Origin of the sequence: Parasutterella secunda (assembly GCF_023336895.1) — a bacterium.
GTDB lineage: Bacteria > Pseudomonadota > Gammaproteobacteria > Burkholderiales > Burkholderiaceae_F > Aphodousia > Aphodousia faecalis.
The window spans coordinates 34,817-56,385 of record NZ_JAMBLT010000009.1 but is presented as its reverse complement, the minus strand read 5'-3'; the positions used below and the strand labels follow the sequence as shown (position 1 = coordinate 56,385).

General features: G+C 48.2%; 21 protein-coding genes. 12 read left to right on the top strand and 9 right to left on the bottom strand.

The features are described 5' to 3' along the window. Positions 1–136: 136 nt before the first annotated feature. The 3 genes from dnaG to rpsU all read right to left on the bottom strand — a co-directional run bounded on the left by dnaG (position 137) and on the right by rpsU (position 2,868). Positions 137–2,041: a DNA primase gene (gene dnaG, locus M3080_RS07500; RefSeq protein ID WP_249092549.1), complete on the bottom strand. Its 1,905-nt coding sequence runs from the start codon at positions 2,039–2,041 to the stop codon at positions 137–139. A gap of 25 nt (positions 2,042–2,066) precedes the next feature. Next, positions 2,067–2,513: a GatB/YqeY domain-containing protein gene (locus M3080_RS07495; RefSeq protein WP_249092548.1), complete on the bottom strand. Its 447-nt coding sequence runs from the start codon at positions 2,511–2,513 to the stop codon at positions 2,067–2,069. Between the two features lie 142 nt (positions 2,514–2,655). Then, entirely contained in the window at positions 2,656–2,868 is a 213-nt protein-coding gene (gene rpsU / locus M3080_RS07490) for a 30S ribosomal protein S21 (protein WP_022472342.1), read from the bottom strand. Between the two features lie 205 nt (positions 2,869–3,073). Between rpsU and tsaD the strand changes: the two genes are divergently transcribed. Then, positions 3,074–4,123: a tRNA (adenosine(37)-N6)-threonylcarbamoyltransferase complex transferase subunit TsaD gene (gene tsaD / locus M3080_RS07485; RefSeq protein WP_249092547.1), complete on the top strand. Its 1,050-nt coding sequence runs from the start codon at positions 3,074–3,076 to the stop codon at positions 4,121–4,123. On the opposite strand, the gene M3080_RS07480 is transcribed toward tsaD, so the two are convergent. From M3080_RS07480 to ispH, 3 genes are all read right to left on the bottom strand, one after another. Beyond that, the gene (locus M3080_RS07480; protein WP_249092546.1) at positions 4,120–5,352 is read right to left on the bottom strand and encodes a Zn-dependent hydrolase; all 1,233 of its coding nucleotides are present in this window, start codon (positions 5,350–5,352) and stop codon (positions 4,120–4,122) included. The two genes, tsaD and M3080_RS07480, sit on opposite strands and share 4 nt — an antisense overlap. A gap of 73 nt (positions 5,353–5,425) precedes the next feature. Then, positions 5,426–5,917: a Cys-tRNA(Pro) deacylase gene (gene ybaK, locus M3080_RS07475; protein WP_022472345.1), complete on the bottom strand. Its 492-nt coding sequence runs from the start codon at positions 5,915–5,917 to the stop codon at positions 5,426–5,428. Positions 5,918–5,939: 22 nt separating this feature from the next. After that, positions 5,940–6,857: a 4-hydroxy-3-methylbut-2-enyl diphosphate reductase gene (gene ispH, locus M3080_RS07470; protein WP_022472346.1), complete on the bottom strand. Its 918-nt coding sequence runs from the start codon at positions 6,855–6,857 to the stop codon at positions 5,940–5,942. A gap of 188 nt (positions 6,858–7,045) precedes the next feature. Here ispH and M3080_RS07465 point away from each other — a divergent pair, with 188 nt between their 5' ends. From M3080_RS07465 to M3080_RS07430, 8 genes are all read left to right on the top strand, one after another. After that, complete coding sequence (locus M3080_RS07465) at positions 7,046–8,413, top strand: MATE family efflux transporter (RefSeq protein WP_249092545.1); 1,368 nt, start codon at positions 7,046–7,048, stop codon at positions 8,411–8,413. Positions 8,414–8,555: 142 nt separating this feature from the next. Then, the gene (rpmB, locus tag M3080_RS07460) at positions 8,556–8,789 is read left to right on the top strand and encodes a 50S ribosomal protein L28 (RefSeq protein ID WP_022472348.1); all 234 of its coding nucleotides are present in this window, start codon (positions 8,556–8,558) and stop codon (positions 8,787–8,789) included. A gap of 12 nt (positions 8,790–8,801) precedes the next feature. Further along, positions 8,802–8,969, top strand: a complete 168-nt coding sequence (gene rpmG / locus M3080_RS07455; RefSeq protein WP_022472349.1) for a 50S ribosomal protein L33 — start codon at positions 8,802–8,804, stop codon at positions 8,967–8,969. A gap of 169 nt (positions 8,970–9,138) precedes the next feature. Continuing rightward, positions 9,139–10,752, top strand: a complete 1,614-nt coding sequence (gene nikA / locus M3080_RS07450; protein WP_249092544.1) for a nickel ABC transporter substrate-binding protein — start codon at positions 9,139–9,141, stop codon at positions 10,750–10,752. Positions 10,753–10,782: 30 nt separating this feature from the next. Then, complete coding sequence (opp1B, locus tag M3080_RS07445; RefSeq protein ID WP_249092543.1) at positions 10,783–11,724, top strand: nickel/cobalt ABC transporter permease; 942 nt, start codon at positions 10,783–10,785, stop codon at positions 11,722–11,724. Continuing rightward, complete coding sequence (locus tag M3080_RS07440) at positions 11,721–12,587, top strand: ABC transporter permease (protein WP_249092542.1); 867 nt, start codon at positions 11,721–11,723, stop codon at positions 12,585–12,587. The genes opp1B and M3080_RS07440 overlap by 4 nt, the downstream gene beginning before the upstream one ends. Beyond that, positions 12,577–14,241 (top strand): ABC transporter ATP-binding protein, encoded by a 1,665-nt coding sequence (locus M3080_RS07435; RefSeq protein WP_249092541.1) that lies wholly within the window; start codon positions 12,577–12,579, stop codon positions 14,239–14,241. The genes M3080_RS07440 and M3080_RS07435 overlap by 11 nt, the downstream gene beginning before the upstream one ends. Before the next feature lie 54 nt (positions 14,242–14,295). Further along, complete coding sequence (locus M3080_RS07430; protein WP_249092540.1) at positions 14,296–15,192, top strand: AEC family transporter; 897 nt, start codon at positions 14,296–14,298, stop codon at positions 15,190–15,192. Here the strand turns inward: M3080_RS07430 and M3080_RS07425 are convergent. The 3 genes from M3080_RS07425 to purN all read right to left on the bottom strand — a co-directional run bounded on the left by M3080_RS07425 (position 15,178) and on the right by purN (position 18,600). After that, positions 15,178–16,398 (bottom strand): multidrug effflux MFS transporter, encoded by a 1,221-nt coding sequence (locus tag M3080_RS07425; RefSeq protein ID WP_249092539.1) that lies wholly within the window; start codon positions 16,396–16,398, stop codon positions 15,178–15,180. The two genes, M3080_RS07430 and M3080_RS07425, sit on opposite strands and share 15 nt — an antisense overlap. Positions 16,399–16,473: 75 nt before the next feature. Continuing rightward, complete coding sequence (locus M3080_RS07420; RefSeq protein WP_249092538.1) at positions 16,474–17,943, bottom strand: RsmB/NOP family class I SAM-dependent RNA methyltransferase; 1,470 nt, start codon at positions 17,941–17,943, stop codon at positions 16,474–16,476. A 3-nt stretch (positions 17,944–17,946) separates the two neighbouring features. Further along, the gene (gene purN, locus M3080_RS07415; protein WP_249092537.1) at positions 17,947–18,600 is read right to left on the bottom strand and encodes a phosphoribosylglycinamide formyltransferase; all 654 of its coding nucleotides are present in this window, start codon (positions 18,598–18,600) and stop codon (positions 17,947–17,949) included. Positions 18,601–18,748: 148 nt separating this feature from the next. On the opposite strand from purN, the gene bioB reads away from it, so the two are divergent. The 3 genes from bioB to M3080_RS07400 all read left to right on the top strand — a co-directional run bounded on the left by bioB (position 18,749) and on the right by M3080_RS07400 (position 21,496). Next, on the top strand, positions 18,749–19,732 hold the full coding sequence (bioB, locus tag M3080_RS07410) for a biotin synthase BioB (RefSeq protein ID WP_249092536.1): 984 nt from the start codon (positions 18,749–18,751) through the stop codon (positions 19,730–19,732). A gap of 157 nt (positions 19,733–19,889) precedes the next feature. Then, complete coding sequence (locus M3080_RS07405; RefSeq protein WP_249092535.1) at positions 19,890–20,861, top strand: 4Fe-4S dicluster domain-containing protein; 972 nt, start codon at positions 19,890–19,892, stop codon at positions 20,859–20,861. After that, entirely contained in the window at positions 20,861–21,496 is a 636-nt protein-coding gene (locus M3080_RS07400) for a cytochrome b/b6 domain-containing protein (RefSeq protein ID WP_022472360.1), read from the top strand. The genes M3080_RS07405 and M3080_RS07400 overlap by 1 nt, the downstream gene beginning before the upstream one ends. The last annotated feature ends 73 nt before the right edge of the window (positions 21,497–21,569 follow it).

The window sequence follows — 21,569 nt, the reverse complement described above, 5'->3', positions numbered from 1 at the left end:
GCGAATCAAAGGGCTCGCAAATCATCTCCGCAATCGTCTATCGATGAAACAATCTTTTATTGTTGCGGATGGTTTTGCGATTATACGAGCTTTAACGGGCGATTGGGCAAGTAAAAAATAGGGACTTTCGCTTGTATCAGCCACTTAGACGGCTGTCTAAAACAAAATCGACAGCCTGAGAGCTTTCATCGATGAGCGATCGATGAATATCCTGTCTGCGCTTAAAAAGACGTTCCAAATACTGAGACTCGACCGGCTCGCCTCGCTCTTCCATGCTTAAAAGCTCGGCTATTTGTGCATCGAGCTGCGCTTTTTCTAATTTCAAAAAAGCACACTTGATTTCAAATTCTGCCACCGCTTCGGGCGTTTGCAGCACCTCTTCCTCGGAAGCCAAATCCGCCAAACGATTGTAGAGGGGATCGCCCTGCATAAAGGACAGTAAATAGCCCGTTGTCAGTTTTGACTCTTCAAAACCCTCACCTTTGGAATGATCTTGAGCTAAATGCCAGAGTCTGACAATCGCCTCTTCCCACTCATCAACGGTATCGAGCATCTCGTATTCAATCTGATCGGAATACTTGATTAACCAAGACGGGTGCGTCACGAAGCACTGCAATAATCGGCGCTTGATGTTGGTAAACACCGGCCCCGTTGTCACAGGTCGTACGGGACGCTTGGAGCGTTCACCCTGTTTGGTATCTCGTCCATAACCGGAAAGCGCTTTGGCCGGTTTAGTCTGCGGAACATCCAAAAGCGTCACCCCGCAAAGCGAAGCAACTTCGGCCGGTTCCATGCGAACGGCCGCCGCAAACTCCTGCACCAACAGTTGCCTGAGCGCATGAGCGGTCATTCGCTGTAACAAGGGTTTTGCAATCGCAACAGCCTGAGCCCGTTCCTCGGCTGTACGCAGTCCCTGTCCTTGACTGACTTCCCGAACAATGTCCATGACAAAAAATTTGGACAACGGAAAAGCGGAGCGCAACTGTGCTTCAAAAGCTTCCGGCCCCTGACTTTTGATCAGACTGTCCGGATCTTCATCTTGCGGCAAAAGCACAAAATGAGCAGTTTGGGTATCAGTGATGATGGACAGAGTCGACTCCATCGCCCTTCGAGCAGCCTTAAAACCAGCCGCATCTCCGTCAAATGAGAAATAAACATGATCGGAGAGCTGAAACAGTTTTTTTACGTGCTCAGGTGTAATGGAGGTGCCGAGAGCAGCAACGGTTTCCAAGAAGCCGCCTTGGGACATCTGGATAACATCCATATAACCTTCGCACACAATGGCGCGGCCCTTTTTATGAATGGCATCCCGAGCCTCGTAGAGACCGTATAACTCCTGACTCTTGTGATAAACGGGTGTTTCCGGTGAATTCAGATACTTAGGTTCCTCTCCGGGGGCCATCGTTCTTGCCCCAAAGCCAATCACCTGTCCCCGGGGATTGCGAATCGGGTACATCACTCGGCTTCTGAAACGATCGTAGCGATGACCGTCTTTGGCAATCACCAAACCGGACTCTTCCAATTTAGGATCATCATAGGCTTTATCTTTAAAGATCGCCTCCAGACCTTGCCAAGCATCAGGCGACAAACCCAATTGAAATTTATTGACGGTCTCTTCCGTGATACCGCGTCCCTTGAGATACTCAATGGCGTGGCGATCATGAAAAAGAGTTTGATGATAAAAATCCGCCGCTTGGGCCAGATAATCAGTAAGTGTTTTAGCTCGAGCCTGACGGATCTTGGCTTGACGATCTTCGGGAACTTCCATCCCTAAATCGTCAGCAAGCTCTTTAATAGCTTCAGGAAAGGACAGTCCCTTGAATTTCATCAAAAAGGTAATCGCCGTGCCGTGTTCGCCGCAACCGAAGCATTTAAAAAATTGCTTACTGGGGTTAACGGCAAACGAGGGCGTTTTTTCCTTATGAAACGGACAACAGGCCATCCAGTTGCTGCCTTTGTGCTGCAACTTCACATAGCGTCCGATCACCTGCACGATATCCGTGCGGGAAAGAACCTCTTCGATAAAACTCTCGGGAATCATTAAGCGAAGTGTCCGATCTGTGGTTTTAAGCGGTCAACTTTTGCTTAATCAGCGCGGAAACCTTACCCATGTCAGCGCGACCGGTAAGCTTGGGCTTGACCGCGCCCATCACTTTACCCATAGCGGCCATGCCGTTAGCACCGATGGCGGCGATGGCTTCATCGATGATGGCAAGAATTTCTTCTTCGGTCAGAGGCTTAGGCAAATAGGTCGATAAGACATCAATTTCAGCCTGTTCTTTATCGGCCAAGTCTTGACGACTGGCTGCCGTGTATTGTTCGATGGAATCGTGGCGTTGCTTGACGAGTTTAGCGATGATCGAGATGATCTCGGGATCTGCGCACTGAACACGTTCGTCCACTTCTTTTTGCTTGATAGCAGCCATCAAGAGACGAATAGCTCCCAAACGAGCTGCATCGTGAGCTTTCATCGCGGCCTTCATATCGGCCATGATCTGTTCTTTAATCGTCATTTCCATTCCTTTGAAAAAAAAACGCGTGCAACCTCTCTCTTCAGTCAGAGCTTTGCACGCGTGATTTTGGCTTAAAGCACAAAGCTCAAGCCCTGACGGTCCCTGCGCTAGATCGGACCGTCAACTGTATGCGGTCCGAAAATTAGTAGAGCTTCTTCGGCAACATTTGGCTGCGCAAGCGCTTGTAGTGACGCTTGATGGCAGCAGCCTTCTTACGCTTACGTTCAGCCGTGGGCTTTTCATAGAACTCACGAGCACGCAATTCGGTCAAAAGACCGCTCTTTTCAATGGTGCGCTTGAAACGGCGAAGAGCGGTTTCAAACGGTTCGTTTTCTTTAACACGAATAGTGGGCATCAGGCACCTTACCTGTCAATAAAAAAATGTTGCGGTATTGATTTACCGATCTGATCAGTGCGCACAAATCCATCTCGGAATGTATCGCACGACCTCCGAAAGTTGCATATTTTCGCATAAAATACGGATAAAAGGAAATAGTCCTTTCATTTTTTTGTCTTTTTTCTTGCAGAATCAATATAACTTATTGATTCTTTTGATATTTATGCTCATTCTTGGTTTAGAGTCCTCTTGTGACGAAACGGGCGTTGCTCTCATTGACAGCGAAAAAGGCTTATTGGCTCATGCCGTGCACACCCAAATTGACATGCACCGACTTTATGGCGGCGTGGTTCCTGAATTGGCCAGCCGAGACCATATCCGTCGCGTTATTCCGCTCATTGAACAAGTGCTCGAAGAGGCTGGCAAAACCAAGACTGACCTTGATGCCATCGCGGTTACGCAAGGACCGGGCTTGGCCGGCGCTCTTTTAGTGGGCGTAAGCGTTGCTCATGCGCTCGCTTTTGCGTTGGATATTCCAGTTATTGGTATTCACCACATGGAAGGGCACCTGCTGGCTAATTTATTGGCCGATCCCGCTCCCGAATTTCCGTTTATCGCGCTTTTAGTATCAGGCGGCCACACCCAAATCATGAAAGTCAACCGCTTCGGAGACTATGAACTGTTGGGCGACACGCTCGATGATGCTGTGGGTGAAGCCTTTGATAAAACGGCACAGCTCTTGGGCATGTGCTACCCGGGCGGTCCCGCCGTGAGCGCTTTAGCCGAGAAGGGCACGTCCGGCGCCATTGAACTGCCCCGTCCCATGATTCATTCACCCAATCTTGACATGAGTTTTTCGGGTTTAAAAACCGCGGTATTGACCGCCGTTAAAAATGCACCCGATGCAACGGATGAAACCTTTCGCGCCAATTTAGCCCGAGCTTTTGTGGATGCCGTCGTGGATGTTTTGGCGGCAAAAACTGTCAAGGCAATGAAGCAATCAAAAATGAAAACGCTTGTGGTCGCAGGAGGCGTGAGCGCCAACAAGCAGCTTCGCAACCGCTTGGTTTATGAAATGCGCAAACGCGGCATGAAAGTATTCTTTCCGCCCATCAAACTGTGTACAGATAATGGGGCGATGATCGCCACTGCCGGTTTAGAGCGAATGAAGCACATGAGCGCCGATGACATTAATCGTCATTTTAAGAATATGAAATTTGGTGTTAAGCCTCGTTGGCGGCTTAAAGAAGCCGCCGCGGATATCATTCACTAAAGATCTTTGAGCGTACGAGTCAAAATTTGCACGCCGGACAAAAAGTCTTCCATTCGCATGGCTTCGCGATGATTGTGTGAACCGTTTTGATTAGCGATAAAAATCATCGCCATCGGGATGCCTTCCTGAGCAATATCACCGGCATCATGGCCGGCGCCCGAAGGCATACGAATAACCGGAATATTTTCTTGAGCAGCCGAAGATTCCAATTTATTAATTAAGTGCCCGTCACTTAAGGCTGGCTCAATGTAGAACGCCTGATCAAATTCGAAGCGAACACCAAAGTCAGCTTCTATCTTTCGAGCTTCTTTTTTAAAGAGCTCATAGAAATATTCTCTCGTTTGTACTGAAAGTGTGCGGATATCAAGGCTAAAGGTTACTTCGCCGGAAATGATGTTAAAGCTCTGTGAAGGCGGCGTATTAACAACACCGTTGGTGTAGACCAAATCATCGCCCGCTTTGAGCCTTTCAATCCAGTGCGCGCGCATGACGGCAAAAAGCTGAGCGACAGCAGCCACGGCATCGTGTCTAAACTCAAAATCAATGGCACCAGAATGAGCGGTTTCCCCCAAGCACCGAATAGCACGGTGAAAGACATTGCCTCGAATACCAGTTACCAGGCCAACCTTTGCTTGAGAAGATTGTTCCAACTTCGGCCCTTGTTCAATGTGTAATTCAAAATAAGCCGCCACATCCTTCGGATTTAAGTAGGCCTTGCCTTGAACTAACGCCTGCGGATTAATCCCGCAGTCTTGCATCGATTCCCCCAAAAGCTTACATTCGGGCCGATAACGACGATTCAAGTCTTCGGGCGTCAATGTTCCTAAGATCGCACGAGAACCGATTAGGCCTTGTTCTTCACAACGGAAAGCCACAACGTTTAAGTTACAATCCAATTGAATGCCTGACTCTTTAATGGCTTTGGCTGCACAAAGTCCTGACACGATACCGGCCAATCCATCAAAATTTCCGCCTTCAGGAACGCTATCGGCGTGACTGGCCACCATTAAAAACGGCCTCTCCGGATGTTTTCCTTCAAGAGTCATCCAAAGATTGCCCGCCTCGTCATACGAGCAGTTCATGCTTAAATCAAGGGCGACTTTTTCAAGATACCTCAATACCTGAGTTTCTTTTTCCGAATAACCCAAACGAGTAACGCCCAGGTCGGATTTCGACATCTCACGAACATCAGTGAAAATTTTCTGAGCAAAATCTTTTTCCGTTTGCATTTTTTGCTACTCCTAACCGAGTCTCATCGTTTTCTGCCGTACGGTCTCCCATACGATTTCCACCAATTGGTGGTTAATCCGCATTGGCGCAATCAACCGGCTTTGCTCCCAATTCATCGACCAAAACAGAAGGGTTGATTTTCACAATAAAACCGCGGCGCCCCCCGTTGATGTAAATTTCCGGCAATTCCAAAATCGTCTTTTGCACGTATACCGGCATACGTTTTCGAGTTCCAAAGGGCGAAGTACCGCCAACTTGATAGCCGCTATTGCGTTGAGCTTGCTCGGGCTTACAAGGTGCGATATGTTTTGCTCCCACTTGACGGGCAAGATTTTTGGTACTGACTTCACAGTCACCATGCATAAGAATCACCAAGGGCTTCGCGTGCTCGTCTTCCATAATGAGTGTTTTTACAACCGTGTGGTGATCTAAACCGAAAGCGGCGGCAACGGAGGCTGTACCGCCGTGCTCAACATACTCGTAAGAAAAGGGTTCAAAGGCGACCTTATGTTGTTTGAGCCAATCGGTGGCCGGTGTCGCACTTTGATGTTTTTCTTTAGACATAATCGTTCCTTTCACTTTTTTATCAAAGACCCGCTGGCAACGGGAAAGCAATCCTGTCGGGCACGCCCGGCATGGTCTCTACAGAGGTGGCCCCGTTTGCCTTTAAGTATTCCACCACGCCTTGAACCAAATGCTCAGGCGCTGAAGCGCCGGCTGTCAGCCCCACCTTTTCCACGCCATCAAACCAAGAGGGTTCAATATCTGCAACGCTGTCAATTAAAAATGCGCGAACACCTTCACGCTGGGCCTTATCACGGAGTCTGCGGGAATTCGAACTGGTACTGGATCCAATCACCAACACCAAGTCAACCATGGCCGCTAATTTCTTTACAGCTTCCTGACGACTTTGCGTGGCGTAGCAAATATCCGCTGCCGACAATGAGCGAATGGATGGGAAACGGGCCTTCAACCGAGCAATGACTTCTTTCGTTTCATCCGTCGACAAAGTGGTCTGCGTCACATAACCGACTTTATTGGGATCGGGCACGTTAAGAGCGTCAACTTCTTCATCAGTGTAGACACGGTAGATGTTGTTGTCGACCTGTCCCATGGTCCCTTCCACTTCCGCATGTCCTTTGTGACCGATCACAATAACCGTCAATCCCTCTTCATGCATTTTGACGACCTCTCGGTGCACTTTCATTACCAAAGGGCAGGCGGCATCAAAAAGACGAATCTTTCGTCCTGAAGCGTACGCTTTAACACTTTTGGGAACACCGTGGGCCGACAAAATAGCCGTTGCTCCATCGGGCACTTCGCTTAGATGATCAACAAAGATCGCGCCTTTTTCTTTCAGTTCATTGACCACCGTCTTGTTATGAACAATTTCATGACGGACATAAATCGGACTGCCGTAGACAGCCAAGGCCTTTTCCACAATCGCAATGGCCCGATTGACACCGGCGCAAAAACCTCGCGGCTGAGCTAATAAAACCTGCATGGATGTTCCCCTCAAAATATTTCAAAAGTCTACCGTTTTTTAATCATCTCGTTTTCATCATTTGGGCTTAATCGTTAAATTTTTTAGCGTATTTTGTGCAAACAGTCGCAGAAAATTTGAATTAGTATTGACCTTGGCTTTCAATCAACAAAACAGCAGTATTAAAAAACAAAACTTCAGCTACTTTTATGCGCCCCACCAACACCATCCTCGGACAACACTTCAGCATCGCAGGACAGTTGCGCTTCACATTCCCTCGCATGCTGATGTCGCTTTTCATCATGAGCTATATGGTGGCCGATGGTGTTTTAATCAGTCGCTACATGGGCACCGTGGCGCTAGCCTCTCTAAATATGATCTTCCCGCTTGCCATCTTTTTGGGTGCAGTCGGCATCATGCTTTCTGCCGGTGGCGGCTCCGTTGTCTCACGACGCATGGGGGCCGGCGACTCAGCTGGCGCCGACCGAGCCCTAAGCACACTGGTTTACGCGGAATTTGCCTTTGGAGTCATCGTGGGACTCTTGGGTATTTTGTTATTAGATCCTCTGTTGGACTTTCTTAATGTCAACGAAGAGCAATACGCCTATGCCTATGAGTACCAAATTGTTTGGCTTGCCTTCATGCCCTGCTTTTTATTGAGCGTGTTGTCTCAGACTTTTTTCACTGTAGCGGGATTCCCCAAACTGGGCCTGGCCGTTTCAATCGCCTCGGGTCTTACCAATGTTGTTTTGGATATTGTTTTTATGGGGCCTTTCGGTTGGGGTATGTATGGCGGAGCACTGGCGACGGTTATCTCCTGGATTGTCGCGGCGGTGGCCGGAGGCATTTTCTTTTGCCGAACGAAAGCCCCTATCAAAATCATTTTGACTCGTCCCGACTGGGCAGCTCTTAAAGGCGCATGTACAAGCGGATTTTCTGAAATGGTGGGCAGTCTTTCCTCTTCCGTTACGCTTTACTTATTTAATGCAGCTTTTATGTATTGGTTGGGTGTTGACGGTGTGGCCGCTTTAACCATTGCATCCTATTCAACGTATGTTTTTAATTCCATCTTTTATGGTTTTTGTGAAGCCACCGGTCCGATTCTAGGCTATAAATACGGCGAACAGAACTGGACAGAATTAGCCTGTGTCTTTAAAAACAGTCTCGTCATCATGACGATATTCTCGCTTGCAGCCTATGGTATGTCGGTTATTTTCGCCGCTCCCGTCTTGGCTTTCTTCACTCCGAGGGACTCGGCGGTCTTTGAACTCGTTTTAGCCAATTTCGGCTACTTTGCACTTTCCTTGTTACTTCTGTGTCCCAATATGTTTGCCGCCTACCTCTTCACAGCCATGGGAGATGGCAAACGCGCAGCCATTGTCTCTTTTTGCAGAACGTTTCTATTTACCGTTCTGGCTATCGAGTGTCTGCCGCTTTTAATCGGCGAGATTGGTCTTTGGCTTTCTGTGCCGCTAGCTGAAACACTGACTTTCATTTTGAGCGTTACACTCATCATCCGCAATAAACGACGCTATGGCTACGATGGACAGCCCGCCCTTGTCATTAATAGAGACTAGGGCTATCACCTCATAAAACTTATAAAAATTTGCGTATGCAGGGGGCGATGAGTATAATGCTCGATACCGTTGACCCCACCGAGGTGAGATGCATTACTTCGGGCGGGTTGTTTTTGTTTTAATTTTTTGACTGGAGTTAGCGATGGCACGAGTGTGTCAAGTCACCGGCAAAGCGCCGATGGTCGGCCACCGCGTCTCTCACGCAAACAACAAAACCAAGCGTCGTTTCATGCCCAATCTTCAATATCGTCGTTTTTGGGTTGAAAGCGAAAACCGTTGGGTTCGTTTGCGTCTGACGGCGGCAGGTCTTCGTACGGTCGACAAGCTCGGTATTGATGCGGTCTTAGCGGACCTCCGCGCCCGCGGCGAAATCTAATAGGAGTTCACCATGGCAAAGGGTAACCGTGAAAAGATCAAGTTAGAGTCGACCGCCGGTACGGGTCACTTCTATACGACGACCAAGAACAAGCGTACGAGCACGGGCAAGATGGAAATTTCCAAGTATGACCCGGTTGCTCGCAAGCATGTGGTTTATAAGGAAACGAAGCTCAAGTAATTGAGTATCGTACCGACCAAAAAGCCCGATTTTTCGGGCTTTTTCTATTTCTACTCGTTTTTTCTTCAATTCTCTCATTAATCCTTTTTTCCATTGAGAGATCACACTCTTTCCCCTATCATTGAATCACGCTTTAACCAGTATTCGGATATCCGGCGGAGTTTTTCACGTGCAAACCGTTTTTCACACTCCATTTCTACGAGCAATCTTTGCTGTATCTGTTTCTATTTGGCTGACAGCTTGTTCGCCGTCTGATACCGATAAAAATACTCAAGATCGTTTCCATCTGGAATACGCCAGCATGAAAGATATTCGAGATATCAATCCTCACCTCTACTTAGGGGAAATGGCGGCTCAGGCCATGGTTTTTGAACCTCTGGTCATCAATACTGCAAAAGGCGTTGAACCGTGGCTTGCCAAAAGTTGGGATATTTCCGCTGACGGCAAAACATACACTTTTCATCTGCGTGAGGGTGTTCGTTATACCGACGGTCACCCCTTTACCGCGCAAAGCGTGAAAGCCAATGTTGATGCAATCCTGGAAAATAAAATTCGTCATGCATGGCTCAATTTAGTCAATGAAATCGAGTCTCACCGTGCGCTTGATGAATTAACGTGGGAACTGCACTTAAAACATCCCTATTTCCCTACATTGATTGAGCTCGGTGTTTCCAGACCTTTTCGCTTCATATCTCCCGCCTGCATGGATAACGGTCACACGAATAACGGTGTGAAGTGCCTGGCAGGAACCGGACCATGGAAACTTTCCGAACACAAGCGAAACCAGTACGCGGTCTTTAGCACAAACGAGACCTACTGGGGTGAAAAACCAAAATTAAAATCGATCCGATGGAACGTGCTGCCTGACGCACAAACCATGTTGATGGCACTTCAAAAAGGAGAGATTGACCTGATATTCGGCGCCGACGGTGACCAATTGACAAGCGATGCGTTAAGCATGCTGCAAAAGAGCCATTCTCTATCGGTTTCTTTAAGTGAGCCCATTGCAAGCCGAGCCATTTTATTAAACACCAAGAGAGCTGTTACCGCAGACTTGACACTGCGTCTTGCTATCGCTCACGCCATTGACAGGCAAGCAATTGCGAAAGGAGTTTTGAACAACCTTGAAGAGCCTGCGCCAACCCTTTTTGCCCGCAATGTCCCCTACTGCGACGTTGATTTAAAAATCCGTGAATACAGTCCACAGAAAGCTCGAGATCTTCTTGATCAAGCGGGGTGGCTTGCGTCTCAAGACGGCATTCGGGAGAAAAACGGGATAAAAGCTGAAGTTGCCTTCTACTATAATGCGCAAAACGCACAGGAAAGAACCATTGCCGAAGTCATTCAAGCCGATTTGGCTCAAGTCGGCATTAAAGTGAACCTTTTCGGTGAGGAAAAACAGATTTTCCTCGATCGCCAAAGAAGCGGCGATTTTGATCTGCAGTACGCGCTTTCGTGGGGAGCTCCGTATGACCCACAAAGTTATCTTTCATCCTGGCGCATTCCTGCGCACGGAGACTACCAAGCTCAGCTGGGACTGCCCAATAAAGAAAAAATTGACCGCTTGATCGGAGACTTCATGATCGAGATGAATGAAGATAAACGACAGGCTCTGGTCTCAACGATTCTTGAAGCTATTCACAATGCTGATGTGTACGTGCCGATTTCGTACTCCAGAACCAAAGCGGTTCACACGCCGTCATTAAAGGGAGTGGATTTCAAAGTTTCACAGTACGAAATTCCGTTTGAATCCATGTACTTTGAATCAGGTAATCAGCCATAATTGCTGTGTTGATTTTCTGCAATAGAACAAATGCTCCGCTTTTTCCTCAAACGTTTGCTTTTCATGGTGCCGATATTAATCGGCATCACAATCATTACGTTTGCCATTGCGGAATTTTCATCGACTGATCCGGCCGAAGCCTCCATTCGCGTAAACGGCATGCTCCCGACGGCAGAACTCATTGAAGCCACCCGCCAGGAATTCGGACTCGATAAACCTTTTTTGACTCGCTACGCCGATTGGTTGAGCGGCGCTCTTCATGGTGATTTGGGACTAAGTTACGTCACCCGACTTCCGGTTACAAACAGTATCCTCGAAGCCCTTCCCGCTACGCTTTTTCTGGCGCTTACCGCTCTTTTGATCATCATCTCGGTAAGCCTGGCGGCGGGTACCCTTTCAGCCCGAGCGGAAAATTCAAAAACCGATTGGTTTATTCGCGGTTTTATTTTCTTTACATCGTCGATGCCCGGATTCTGGGCAGCTTTAATTCTGATTTGGATTTTTTCGGTCCAGCTCAACGTCTTTCCTACAAACGGAATGCGCTCAACCTCATCGGTTGTATTGCCCGCCGTGACCCTGTCACTTGCCTACATCGGCACCTACATGCGTTTGATTCGCTCAGAGATGATCAAAACTGCCCACGAAGACTGGGTACTTTTTGCTCGCGGCCGTGGCTTATCGGAAAAAAGCATCACGTGGCACATGATTAAAAACTCCTTGCATGCATCACTCACGGCTCTAGGAATGTCTATCCCGAAGCTAATCGCAGGCGCTTTTATTATCGAGACTATTTTTGCTTGGCCGGGAATCGGACGCCTATGTGTGGAAGCGGTATTTAACCGAGATCTGCCAATTATCCAGGCCTACGTGTTGCTGATGGCCACTCTTTTTGTTTTCTTTAACCTAGTGAGTGATCTGCTTGTCACGTTCCTCGACCCAAGGCAAAGAGACAATGAGAAAGGATCGTTATGAAGCGCCTATTCTTTGTCCTTTCTTCACTATGGAATAAACCGGCAGCCCGGTTGGCAGCAGGCTTTCTGTTTTGCGTTTTGACACTGGGACTGTTTGCTCCGGCCTTACCCCTAGCGGATCCCGCCGCTATTGATCTTGGCAATAAATTTATATCTCCTTGCAGTGCCCATTGGCTAGGAACCGATGCTTTGGGACGAGATATTTTTTCAAGGCTGATCTGGGGTATCCGATCCAGTGTCTACACGTCTCTTGTTGCCACCCTTTTAACCGCGCTTTTCGGCACACTCTGGGGACTGGTGAGTGCGGCGGCCAACCGCCAGACCGATGAACTGATGATGCGCTTTTGCGACCTCTGGATGTCCTTTCCGAGTGAAGTGATGATCTTAGCCATGGTGGGGCTTTTAGGGCCGGGAATAGAAAACATCATCATCGGTTGCCTGGTGGCCAAATGGCCATGGTACGCACGCATGATCCGATCACTTGCGAAACGAATCCAAAACAGTGCTTTTATTCGGTTTAGTCTCGTCAATAATGCCGATCGGCGCTGGATTCTGACACGACACCTCTTTCCGAATGTCCTTGCCGATTTCTTTGTGTTAGCAACCTTGGACACGGGAAGCGTTATTTTGATGATTTCCTCCTTATCCTTCTTAGGATTAGGAGTTTCTGCGCCAACGGCCGAGTGGGGCATGATGTTGGCCGAAGCCAAAAACGTCATGACTCTCTACCCCTGGCAAATGCTGCCCGCGGGCTTAATGATTTTATGCACGGTTGTTGCTTTGCACTTTTTGGGCGATGCGCTCGCCCAAGTTTTTGAACCCAAACAAAGAGCATCTTCACACGGAGGTTTTTATGAGCGATAAAAACCTCCGTGTGAAAAACCTCATCGAGGTCAGAAATCTCAAAATTGTGCCCCGCGCCAATCCACGGTACGCCATTCTTAAAGGCATTGACTTTGAAGTCAAAGCCGGCGAATCCCTGGCATTATTGGGCGAGTCCGGCGCCGGCAAGTCCTTAGCCCTTCAGGCCGTCTGCGGACTGCTTCCGCCTTGTCTAGCCGCTTTCGGTTCCGTTAAAGTACATGGCTCTGAAGTTCTGCCTCTGGGTTACAATCGAAGCGACCGCGGCAAAAGTATTCTTTATTTAAGCCAGCAACCGACCACCGCCTTTGATCCGTTAACGAAAGTCGGACCACAGCTCATCGAGACAATCATCACCCACTTTCCGTCGCTCACAAAAGAAGCGGCAAGGAAAACCATTTGTGAAACCTTAAGCTCTCTGCGAATAGCTGACCCGAATTTCGTTCTCACACACTACCCCCACGAGCTCTCAGGCGGCATGCTGCAACGCGCCATGATTGCCTGCGCTTTGATTCTGAAACCCGAAATAGTGGTCGCCGATGAACCAACGAGCGCTCTTGACGCACTTTCTGTTCAAGAAGTCTTGCAGGGACTCAACCGTATCCGAAAAGAGACCGCTGCCACCTTGATTGTGATCACTCATCATTTGTCAGTGGCTCAAGCACTCGCAGATCGGATCATTGTGATGAAAGACGGTCAAATTGTGGAGAGCGGTTTGGCAAATATTGCTAACCAACCCCAAACACCTTATTTCCGGCATTTAGTTGAGATGCGGGAGGAATTAAGTTCCACTTTTAATCAGTTGCAGCTTTCAACAGGGCTAATCGGAGAATCGGGCGAAAATAATTTCCAAAACGTTTCCAATAATCGCCTCATTGAAGTGCATCGACTCTGCAAAGCCTATCCCGCTCACAGACGACTTTTTTCCTCACAGACAAAATTTCATTCAGTTTTAAATGGTGTTGATCTTCAGATTAACCGCGCGGAAATTGTTGGTTTGGCTGGCGCTTCAGGTGTGGGCAAAACAACCTTGGCACGGCTTCTTTTGGGATTGGAAAAGGCGGAAAAAGGCTCTATTTCAATTGAAGGAGAGGATCTTTTTTCCTGGAGGAAAAAGCACCGTGCCAGCATGAGTGTTATTTTTCAAAATTACACCCAATCTGTGGATCCTTCCTGGACAGTACGTGAGATTCTCTCAGAACCCGTTGAACTCAAATGGCAGAATTTAAGTGGAGACGAGAGAAAGTATTTTGAAGAAAAACTGAAAGAAAAATCCCTCAGAGACGCTTTGCAATCCGTTGGACTTGATAAAGACAAACTCAATCGATTCCCTCATGAGCTCTCGGGCGGTGAACTTCAGCGAGTGTGCATCGCGCGGGCTCTCATTGCCGAACCTAAACTAGTCATCTTTGACGAGGCTCTAAGCTCGCTTGACGCCTCAATTCAGGGAGAAATTGTCAAATTACTGAAAAAACTCCCTAAGCGCGATAGCGCCTGGCTTTTTATTTCACACGACTTAAAAGCGCTCACAGCTTTATGCGACCGGATCTTATTCTTGCATGACGGTCAAATTGTTGAATCCATCGCAAAACAAGACTTGTTTAAAGCCAAACACCCCATCGTTCGTCAAATGATTGAAGCCGCCCAATGGCTCTAAGGCGTACAATCGGCAACTGCAACTGATTTTTTTTGCTCGAAAGGATTGCCCGAAGTGGAAGGCTTACTGAAGGTTTTAGGTTTCGTTTTCTTTATTTTTGTGGGTTATTTCCTTAAACGCACACACATTCTCAAAGAGGATACCGTTCATGCGCTCTCGGGGCTTTTACTCTACGTCACGTTGCCCTGTCTGATCCTCGTCTGTTTAAACGGATTGCATATTGAAGCCAGTTACTTTTGGTTGATTGGGTTGGGATTGGCTACAAACTTTTTCATGATTGGCATTGCCTACCTAATCACGCGCAAACACCCGGAAAATCGTCTTTTCGACATGCTCAATCTGTCGGGTTTTAACGTGGGCACTTTCGTGATGCCGTTTCTTCAGACATTTGTCACACCGACCGGCTTTTTATCCATCTGCCTGTTTGACATCGGCAATTCCATCATGTGCACAGGGACGACCTATGCGATCGCCTCAGGTACCGGAACGGGATTAACGTTGGTGAAAACCATTTTGAAGCGCATGTTCAGTTCCGGTCCGATTTGTTCTTACTTTGTCATGCTGATTTTGGCCTTTGTCGGCTACACCTTTCCGGCCACGGTCGTAGATTGGGCAACGATTGGTGCCAACGCCAACGCTTTTTTAGCGATGATATTGCTCGGGCAAAGCATCCGTTTCGTCATGCCCCGTGAGCAACTCAAGGAGTTATTACGACTGCTTGTCATTCGATTGGCCGGCTCCCTTGTGATGTCGCTAGCCATGTACTATCTGTTGCCTTTCCCGTACGAAATCCGAAAAATTCTGGCTCTCATCGCCTGGGCACCGGTACCAGTCGTGGGTCTTATTTTCTGCATAAAAGCCAAATGCAAACCATCAATGGCAGCCAACCTCAATTCACTGTCGGTTGCCTGCAGCGTGGTCATTGTTTCAACGCTTTTATCGATTCTGTGATGAGAAATCTTTAGGCAAACAGCGCGGACGGGTTTTTAAAACAATCAGCCAAGTAACGCTGACCATTACGCCGCAAAATAGCAACACTAAGTCGTACTTCCAGGCGCTGCCCATCACAACCGGGACCCAAAGGGCAGCGCAGATGGCAAAAGAAGATGTTTGGAAAAACTGCTGAATACTGGCGGCCATTCCCCGATTTTGAGGAAAATAATCCAAGTTATAGACCGTCAGAATTGGGCGCACCACGCTCATGGCCGTACTGTAAACGATGACAGCGAAAAGGCAGAAGGGATACGGAACGTGCCAGAAGTAGTTGAGCGCCACGCCTAAAATACCGGCCGCGTACATCACCGCAATCTGCATTTTCATTGTCCGCTCTTCGCCAAATCTTTCAGTGATTTTGGTGCAAAAAATCGATCCCGTCACCGAAAAACCAATCAAGGGAATCATCAGATAACCGAAGTCGGTCACCCCCATTCCCATAATGTTTTCAACGTAATCGGGAGCACCAGCAGAAAAAAGAATGGAGCCCATGAAAACAAAGCCACTGCAGATAACGCCGGCGGTAAAGGCGATGTTTTTCATGGAAAGGGCGTATTGCTTAACAAGCGGCACAAAATGAAACGAAGTTCGCAGCTCTTTTGGATGCGTTTCTTTCAGAAGAAAGAAACAAATAAGCGCCATGGTGCAGGCGAAGGTTGAGAGGAAATAGAAAACACTTCGCCAACCGAAAAGCGAAACCAACCAACCGCCGATAATGGGGGCAAGTGCCGGCGCCAGGGCGAAAATCACGGCAATCAGACTCGTCAACTCCTGAGCCTGTCTGCCGCTAAACAAATCGCGGGTCACAGCCATGGCCAATACGGTTCCGGTACTGGCAAAAAGCCCCATTAAAATACGACCGATTAAAAATGTTTCATAACCGGGGCTAAAAGCGCAAATAGCGCAGGAGAACGCGTAACACAATAAGCCGCCGATCATCACGGCCCTTCGGCCCAAGCTATCGGAGACAGCGCCTACAAAAAGAGAGGATGTGGCAAAGCAGATCAGATAGCTTGAAAGTGTTTGATACGCGGCGACCTCCCCAACTCCGAACTCTTCGGCGATCATCCCTAAGCCGGGCATATACGTGTTGGCTGACAACGGTCCCACCATGGAACACGTCGCCAACAAAAACGCCAACGATTTCGGAACGCTAAAAAGCATTATTAAGCCGCCTTATGAAGAACGCCCGCCTAATTTAAGCGAGCGTCTCCGATTGTATACCTTCGTTATCTCATCTTAGGCGTCACGCGCTTCTTTTTTGATGAGCACAGCGCCGAAAAAGCCATCGGTGCCGCTTTGATGCGGAGCCATGACAAAAAATGGCGCGTGGGCCTTGGCGCAATCGGGTAAATTGACGCCTTGTTTAGCTAAAACATCGGTGGCATCCATGATTTCATACTCCGGATGCTTAGCTAAAAAAGCCTCCACCACTCCTTGGTTTTCCTCGCGCAACAAAGAGCACGTCGCGTAAACCAAACGACCGCCGGATTTCACCAAACGGCTGGCGGACTCCAGCACATTGGCTTGAATCGCGTTGATGCGGGCAAGCTCTTCTTCGCTCATTCGCCAACGCAAATCAGGATTGCGGCGCAAAGTACCCGTCCCGGAGCAAGGCGCATCGACAAGCACGCGGTCAAATTTTCCGGCAAGACGCTTAACGCGTACATCGCGTTCGGTCTTGATCGCAATCGGGTGAACGTTGCTCAAACCCGCCCTACGCATACGTGGGGTTAAACCCGAGAGACGCTTTTCATTGACATCAAAAGCGTACAGTCTGCCCGTTGAGCGCATCAGCGCGCCCAAGGCCAAGGTTTTACCGCCGGCGCCCGCGCAAAAGTCGCAAACCATTTCACCGCGCTTTGGCTGCACCAACCGGGCAATCAATTGACTGCCTTCATCCTGCACATCAATCTTGCCTTCACGGTAGATGGGCCAACTGGTCAATCCCGGTTTAGTCATCAGGCGCACGCCGTCAGGCGACATCGGCGTCTCCACAGCCTGCACACCGTGCTCGGCCAACTCCTGCATCACCTCTTCACGCTTGGCTTTCAAAAGATTGACACGCAAATCAAGCGGAGCCCCCTCTTTCATCGACTCAAAAAGAGCAGGCGCTTCATCGCCAAATTGCTTATTTAAGCGTTCATAAAGCCAGTACGGCAACTCGGACTGAACAAACGCCGTCGCATTTTCCGGTTTACTGCGAAGGATATTGTCCAAAGGTCCCGCGTCATTGCCCACCGTCCGTTCGTCAAGTGCTTCGCGCCCATAAATACGGGAAAGAGCCACCATGGCTGTGAGTCGTGGCGCCCGAGCCGGCACAATCGGCTTCATTTGCCAGGCAATGGTTGAGAGGTGACGCAATGTGTAAAAGATCGCCTCGGCAATGATGCTTCTGTCGCGTGAACCCAACTTATGATTGAGTCTGAAGAAACGACTCATCAAAACGTCGGCCGGACCGTCAAGCTTGAGCACCGTCGACAAGGCTTTACCCAATTCATCCACAATCAGTCCGGTGACGCGAGGGCCGCCCGTTCGAGTCTGGCGCTGATCGATATCATGATGAGCTCCAGCTCTCTGACGACGTTCATCTTTTGTCATCGCACGGCTTTCACGAATCTGGCGACTGCGTGCAGCGCGCTGTCTTTCTGTCAAACGGCGCTCACCGCCGCTCTGAGAACGACGTGGGTTTCTTTTCTTTTCCTGCATGATTTAGATTTGTCCAAACAAAGTAAGTTCAAGCGCGGTTTGATCATCCATCACTGCCCGCTCATTTTCATAGCGCACTTTTCCGGTCACACAAGCTTTAACTGCCCGGGCATAGATTTGATGTTCATAGACAAGCACTCGATCGGCTAGCCGATGAGCGTCATCACTGGGCAACACCGGCACGGCGGCCTGCGCGATAATGGCTCCGCCATCCAAGGCGGCCGTCACAAAATGAACTGTCGTTCCTGCCATGCGGACACCAGCGTCTATGGCGCGTTGATGGGTATCAAGCCCCTTAAATGAGGGCAAAAGAGCCGGATGAATATTGAGAATCTTGCCTTCAAAGCGATCCACAAAACCCGCCGTGAGAATTCTCATAAAACCAGCCAAAACAATGAGATCCGGTTCGTACTGAGACACAACTTCATAGAGCTTTTCTTCAAACGCTTCTCGTGTTTCAAACGCTTTATGGTCCACGCAAAGCGCATCAATGCCATAATTTTTGGCAAGCTCCAGTCCTTTTGCATCCGGGCGATTGGAAATAACCGCAACGATTTTCGCTCCGATGGAATGCTCCCAGTCTTCACGCAAAGCACTTTCCTGAATCGCAACAAAATTACTGCCGCGTCCGGATATTAAAACGACTATTTTTTTCATCAGAAAGTCCTAGGATTGGTTTACCAGAGAATTGTACCGATTGTGAGAACAGAAAAATCGCATAAAACTCATGACCGCTTCGACATTTGAAGTGAATTTAAGTCGCCTCTAAACTTAGGAAATTTCACTCTACATTCAATCCGACACTATGGATAACGTTTTAACGCTTTTAGATCAAATGAAACAACGCGCCCTGCAAGAGGAAATTCCAACAGCTGAAGATCTTCAACAGATAGCTAATGCGCCGATTTCTCATTTGGTCGAAGCCGCCCACGAAGTCACTATTCATAAGGCCAGTCAGGTGTTTAACTTTTGCGCCATCGTCAATGCTAAAAGCGGACGTTGTTCGGAAAATTGTCACTGGTGTGCTCAGTCCCGGCATTTTGAAGGACAGTGTGAAATTTATCCACTGCTTGAGGCAAAGAAAATCATTGAGGCCGCTCTTATTGCACAACGATCAGGAGCTACACGTTTCTCACTTGTCACAAGCGGAAGAAAACTTTCACGACGAGAAGTTAGAGAAGCGGCAGAAATCGTCCGAGAACTGAAAAAAGAAACGTCGCTTGAAATATGTTTATCGGCCGGTCTTCTAACAGCAGAAGAATTTCAGCTTCTTGCTCAAGCAGGTGTGTGCCGCTGTCATTGCAATTTAGAAACTTGCGAAAACTTTTTCCCACATGTTTGTTCATCACACACCTTCACCGACAAACTCAAAACCATTGAAGCAGCACATTCAGCTGGTCTTGATATTTGTTCTGGCGGCATTATCGGTATGGGTGAGAGTCGACAAAACAGAATTGAATTGGCTCTAACGTTAAGAAAATTAAAAATTTGTTCTATTCCAATTAATATTCTTGAACCAATCAAGGGCACACCACTTGAGCTTATCGAACCAATTTCTGAAGAAGAAATCATTCGCACAATCGCTCTTTTTCGACTTGCCAACCCAAAAGCTTATTTGCGATTTGCCGGCGGAAGGAGACGGTTATCTGATACCGCAATACGATTGGCACTTAGAGCCGGTATTAATAGCGCGATCGCTGGCGATCTGCTCACAACAAAAGGCACAGGAATTGAAAAAGACAAAAAATTAGTCGAAAGTTGCGGGTACCAATTCGAAACGATTGCTTAGCATAGATCACACGAATAATTTGAATTAGAAGATGTCCAATCTATTGGTTCCATAGCTTTGCCTGTTTCAATTGAGCATCCCGTGTATTTTTCCAATAGACTGACTTCATATTTCTAAGAAGAAAGACCTCGCTCTTTCCTCAAAAAAAGTGTGCCCTATGTCTGATCGCAGAACATTTTTGAAATCCGCCCTAGTCGGCACTTTATTAGTTAGCGCCGAAAGCCAGGCGAAAACTTCGACGGGAACCCCGGCTCCCAAACAATGGATCAGTCTCATAGACTTAGATCGTTGCAACGGATGTCCAGGACTTGCAGTACCTGCCTGTGTATCAGCCTGTCGACAAAAAAATCAAAAACGATTTCCCGAACCACAAAAGCCTCTGAAACCCTATTGGCCACAAAAAACATTTGAAGATTTCTCGTCTCAACGAGAAAGAGTGGATCGCCTGACTCCTTATAACTGGCTTTATGTGGAAAAAATTGTTTTAAATGACGGACGAGAAATCTTTGCTCCCAGACGTTGCATGCACTGCTTTGACGCCCCCTGCCGAAAAATCTGTCCCTTTGGCGCCATTGACCGTACTGTGCAAGGTGCCATAAAGATTGATCCTAAAGTGTGTTTCGGCGGAGCGAAATGCCGAGATGTCTGTCCGTGGGGCATTCCGCAACGACAAGCCGGTGTTGGTCTTTATCTTGATGTGGCTCCGACTTTCGCCGGCGGTGGCGTCATGTACAAGTGCGATTTTTGCGCTGACAGACTGAGGGATGGACAAACGCCCGCCTGTGCTCAAAGTTGTCCTCAAAAAGCCATTTCCTTTTTGCCGCTGGAACAAGCATTAATAACGGTTCGTCAAATGGCAGCCAATCGTTATCTGTACGGTGTCAACGAAAACGGTGGTACGGCGACCTGGTACATTTCCTCCGTTCCTTTTGAAGAACTCAATAAGGCTATTGTTGAAAACCAAAAAAACACCGAAAACGCCGATCGACCAGCATTTCAAGCTGTCGCACCTCAACTTAAAGAATCGTCTTCGTGGGCTATTGCGACATTGGCCGCTCCGCTAGCGGCCGCGGCCACCGCTTACCTCATCGCCCGACGCAAAAAGTCTCAGAAAAAGGAGGACAAGTGATGCGAGTCTATCGTCAAAGTGTCCGTAACCGTTTCGTTCATTGGGGGATTGCCTTTTCCTGTTTCGGTCTGATGGTGACCGGCATTTTGCAAATGCCTGTTGCCAAACGCTATGGATTAACTCAAGTTTTCCCCTCCACGGCGGACTTTTTCACCACCTTGCCATGGCACTATGCCTTTGCCATCCTTTTCACCTTTCTTTGTGTGTTTCATTTGGTGGTTCATGCACTCGAAGGGGATTTTGACATCGTCCCTCAAAAAGGTGACTTCTCGAAAAGCGTTGCCATCATTAAAGCGCTTTTAACCGGCGGGCAGGAACCGCCTTCGGGCAAGTATCTGCCTGAACAAAGACTGGCTTGGGCGGCTTTTGCAGCTGTTTTTGCATTACTGATCATCACGGGACTTTTAAAGACGCTCAAAAATCTCTCTGGAATTGACTTTCCCGATCCGGTGCTCTTTTGGCTTGCCCAACTGCACAATTTGGGCATGGTGCTTGCTATTTTGCTTTTTATTGGTCACATGGCGGCGTTCATATTTAAAGCCAATCGCTTTTTACTGCCGGCGATGTTTAGCGGTTATGTTGACGCTGACTATGCCAAACACCGGCACAGTCTATGGAAGGAATACGAGAAATAATCCTTTGTATCGTTGATTTCCAACAAAGATTATTTCTCGTCGGACTACTCTAAACCTCTCAAATCACCTTAAT

Coding starts and splice junctions, on each gene's coding strand:
- dnaG (WP_249092549.1), bottom strand. CDS start 2,041: ATGATTCCCGAGAGTTTTATCGAAGAGGTTCTTTCCCGCACGGATATC.
- M3080_RS07495 (WP_249092548.1), bottom strand. CDS start 2,513: ATGACGATTAAAGAACAGATCATGGCCGATATGAAGGCCGCGATGAAA.
- rpsU (WP_022472342.1), bottom strand. CDS start 2,868: ATGCCCACTATTCGTGTTAAAGAAAACGAACCGTTTGAAACCGCTCTT.
- tsaD (WP_249092547.1), top strand. CDS start 3,074: ATGCTCATTCTTGGTTTAGAGTCCTCTTGTGACGAAACGGGCGTTGCT.
- M3080_RS07480 (WP_249092546.1), bottom strand. CDS start 5,352: ATGCAAACGGAAAAAGATTTTGCTCAGAAAATTTTCACTGATGTTCGT.
- ybaK (WP_022472345.1), bottom strand. CDS start 5,917: ATGTCTAAAGAAAAACATCAAAGTGCGACACCGGCCACCGATTGGCTC.
- ispH (WP_022472346.1), bottom strand. CDS start 6,857: ATGCAGGTTTTATTAGCTCAGCCGCGAGGTTTTTGCGCCGGTGTCAAT.
- M3080_RS07465 (WP_249092545.1), top strand. CDS start 7,046: ATGCGCCCCACCAACACCATCCTCGGACAACACTTCAGCATCGCAGGA.
- rpmB (WP_022472348.1), top strand. CDS start 8,556: ATGGCACGAGTGTGTCAAGTCACCGGCAAAGCGCCGATGGTCGGCCAC.
- rpmG (WP_022472349.1), top strand. CDS start 8,802: ATGGCAAAGGGTAACCGTGAAAAGATCAAGTTAGAGTCGACCGCCGGT.
- opp1B (WP_249092543.1), top strand. CDS start 10,783: ATGCTCCGCTTTTTCCTCAAACGTTTGCTTTTCATGGTGCCGATATTA.
- M3080_RS07440 (WP_249092542.1), top strand. CDS start 11,721: ATGAAGCGCCTATTCTTTGTCCTTTCTTCACTATGGAATAAACCGGCA.
- M3080_RS07435 (WP_249092541.1), top strand. CDS start 12,577: ATGAGCGATAAAAACCTCCGTGTGAAAAACCTCATCGAGGTCAGAAAT.
- M3080_RS07425 (WP_249092539.1), bottom strand. CDS start 16,398: ATGCTTTTTAGCGTTCCGAAATCGTTGGCGTTTTTGTTGGCGACGTGT.
- M3080_RS07420 (WP_249092538.1), bottom strand. CDS start 17,943: ATGCAGGAAAAGAAAAGAAACCCACGTCGTTCTCAGAGCGGCGGTGAG.
- purN (WP_249092537.1), bottom strand. CDS start 18,600: ATGAAAAAAATAGTCGTTTTAATATCCGGACGCGGCAGTAATTTTGTT.
- bioB (WP_249092536.1), top strand. CDS start 18,749: ATGGATAACGTTTTAACGCTTTTAGATCAAATGAAACAACGCGCCCTG.
- M3080_RS07405 (WP_249092535.1), top strand. CDS start 19,890: ATGTCTGATCGCAGAACATTTTTGAAATCCGCCCTAGTCGGCACTTTA.
- M3080_RS07400 (WP_022472360.1), top strand. CDS start 20,861: ATGCGAGTCTATCGTCAAAGTGTCCGTAACCGTTTCGTTCATTGGGGG.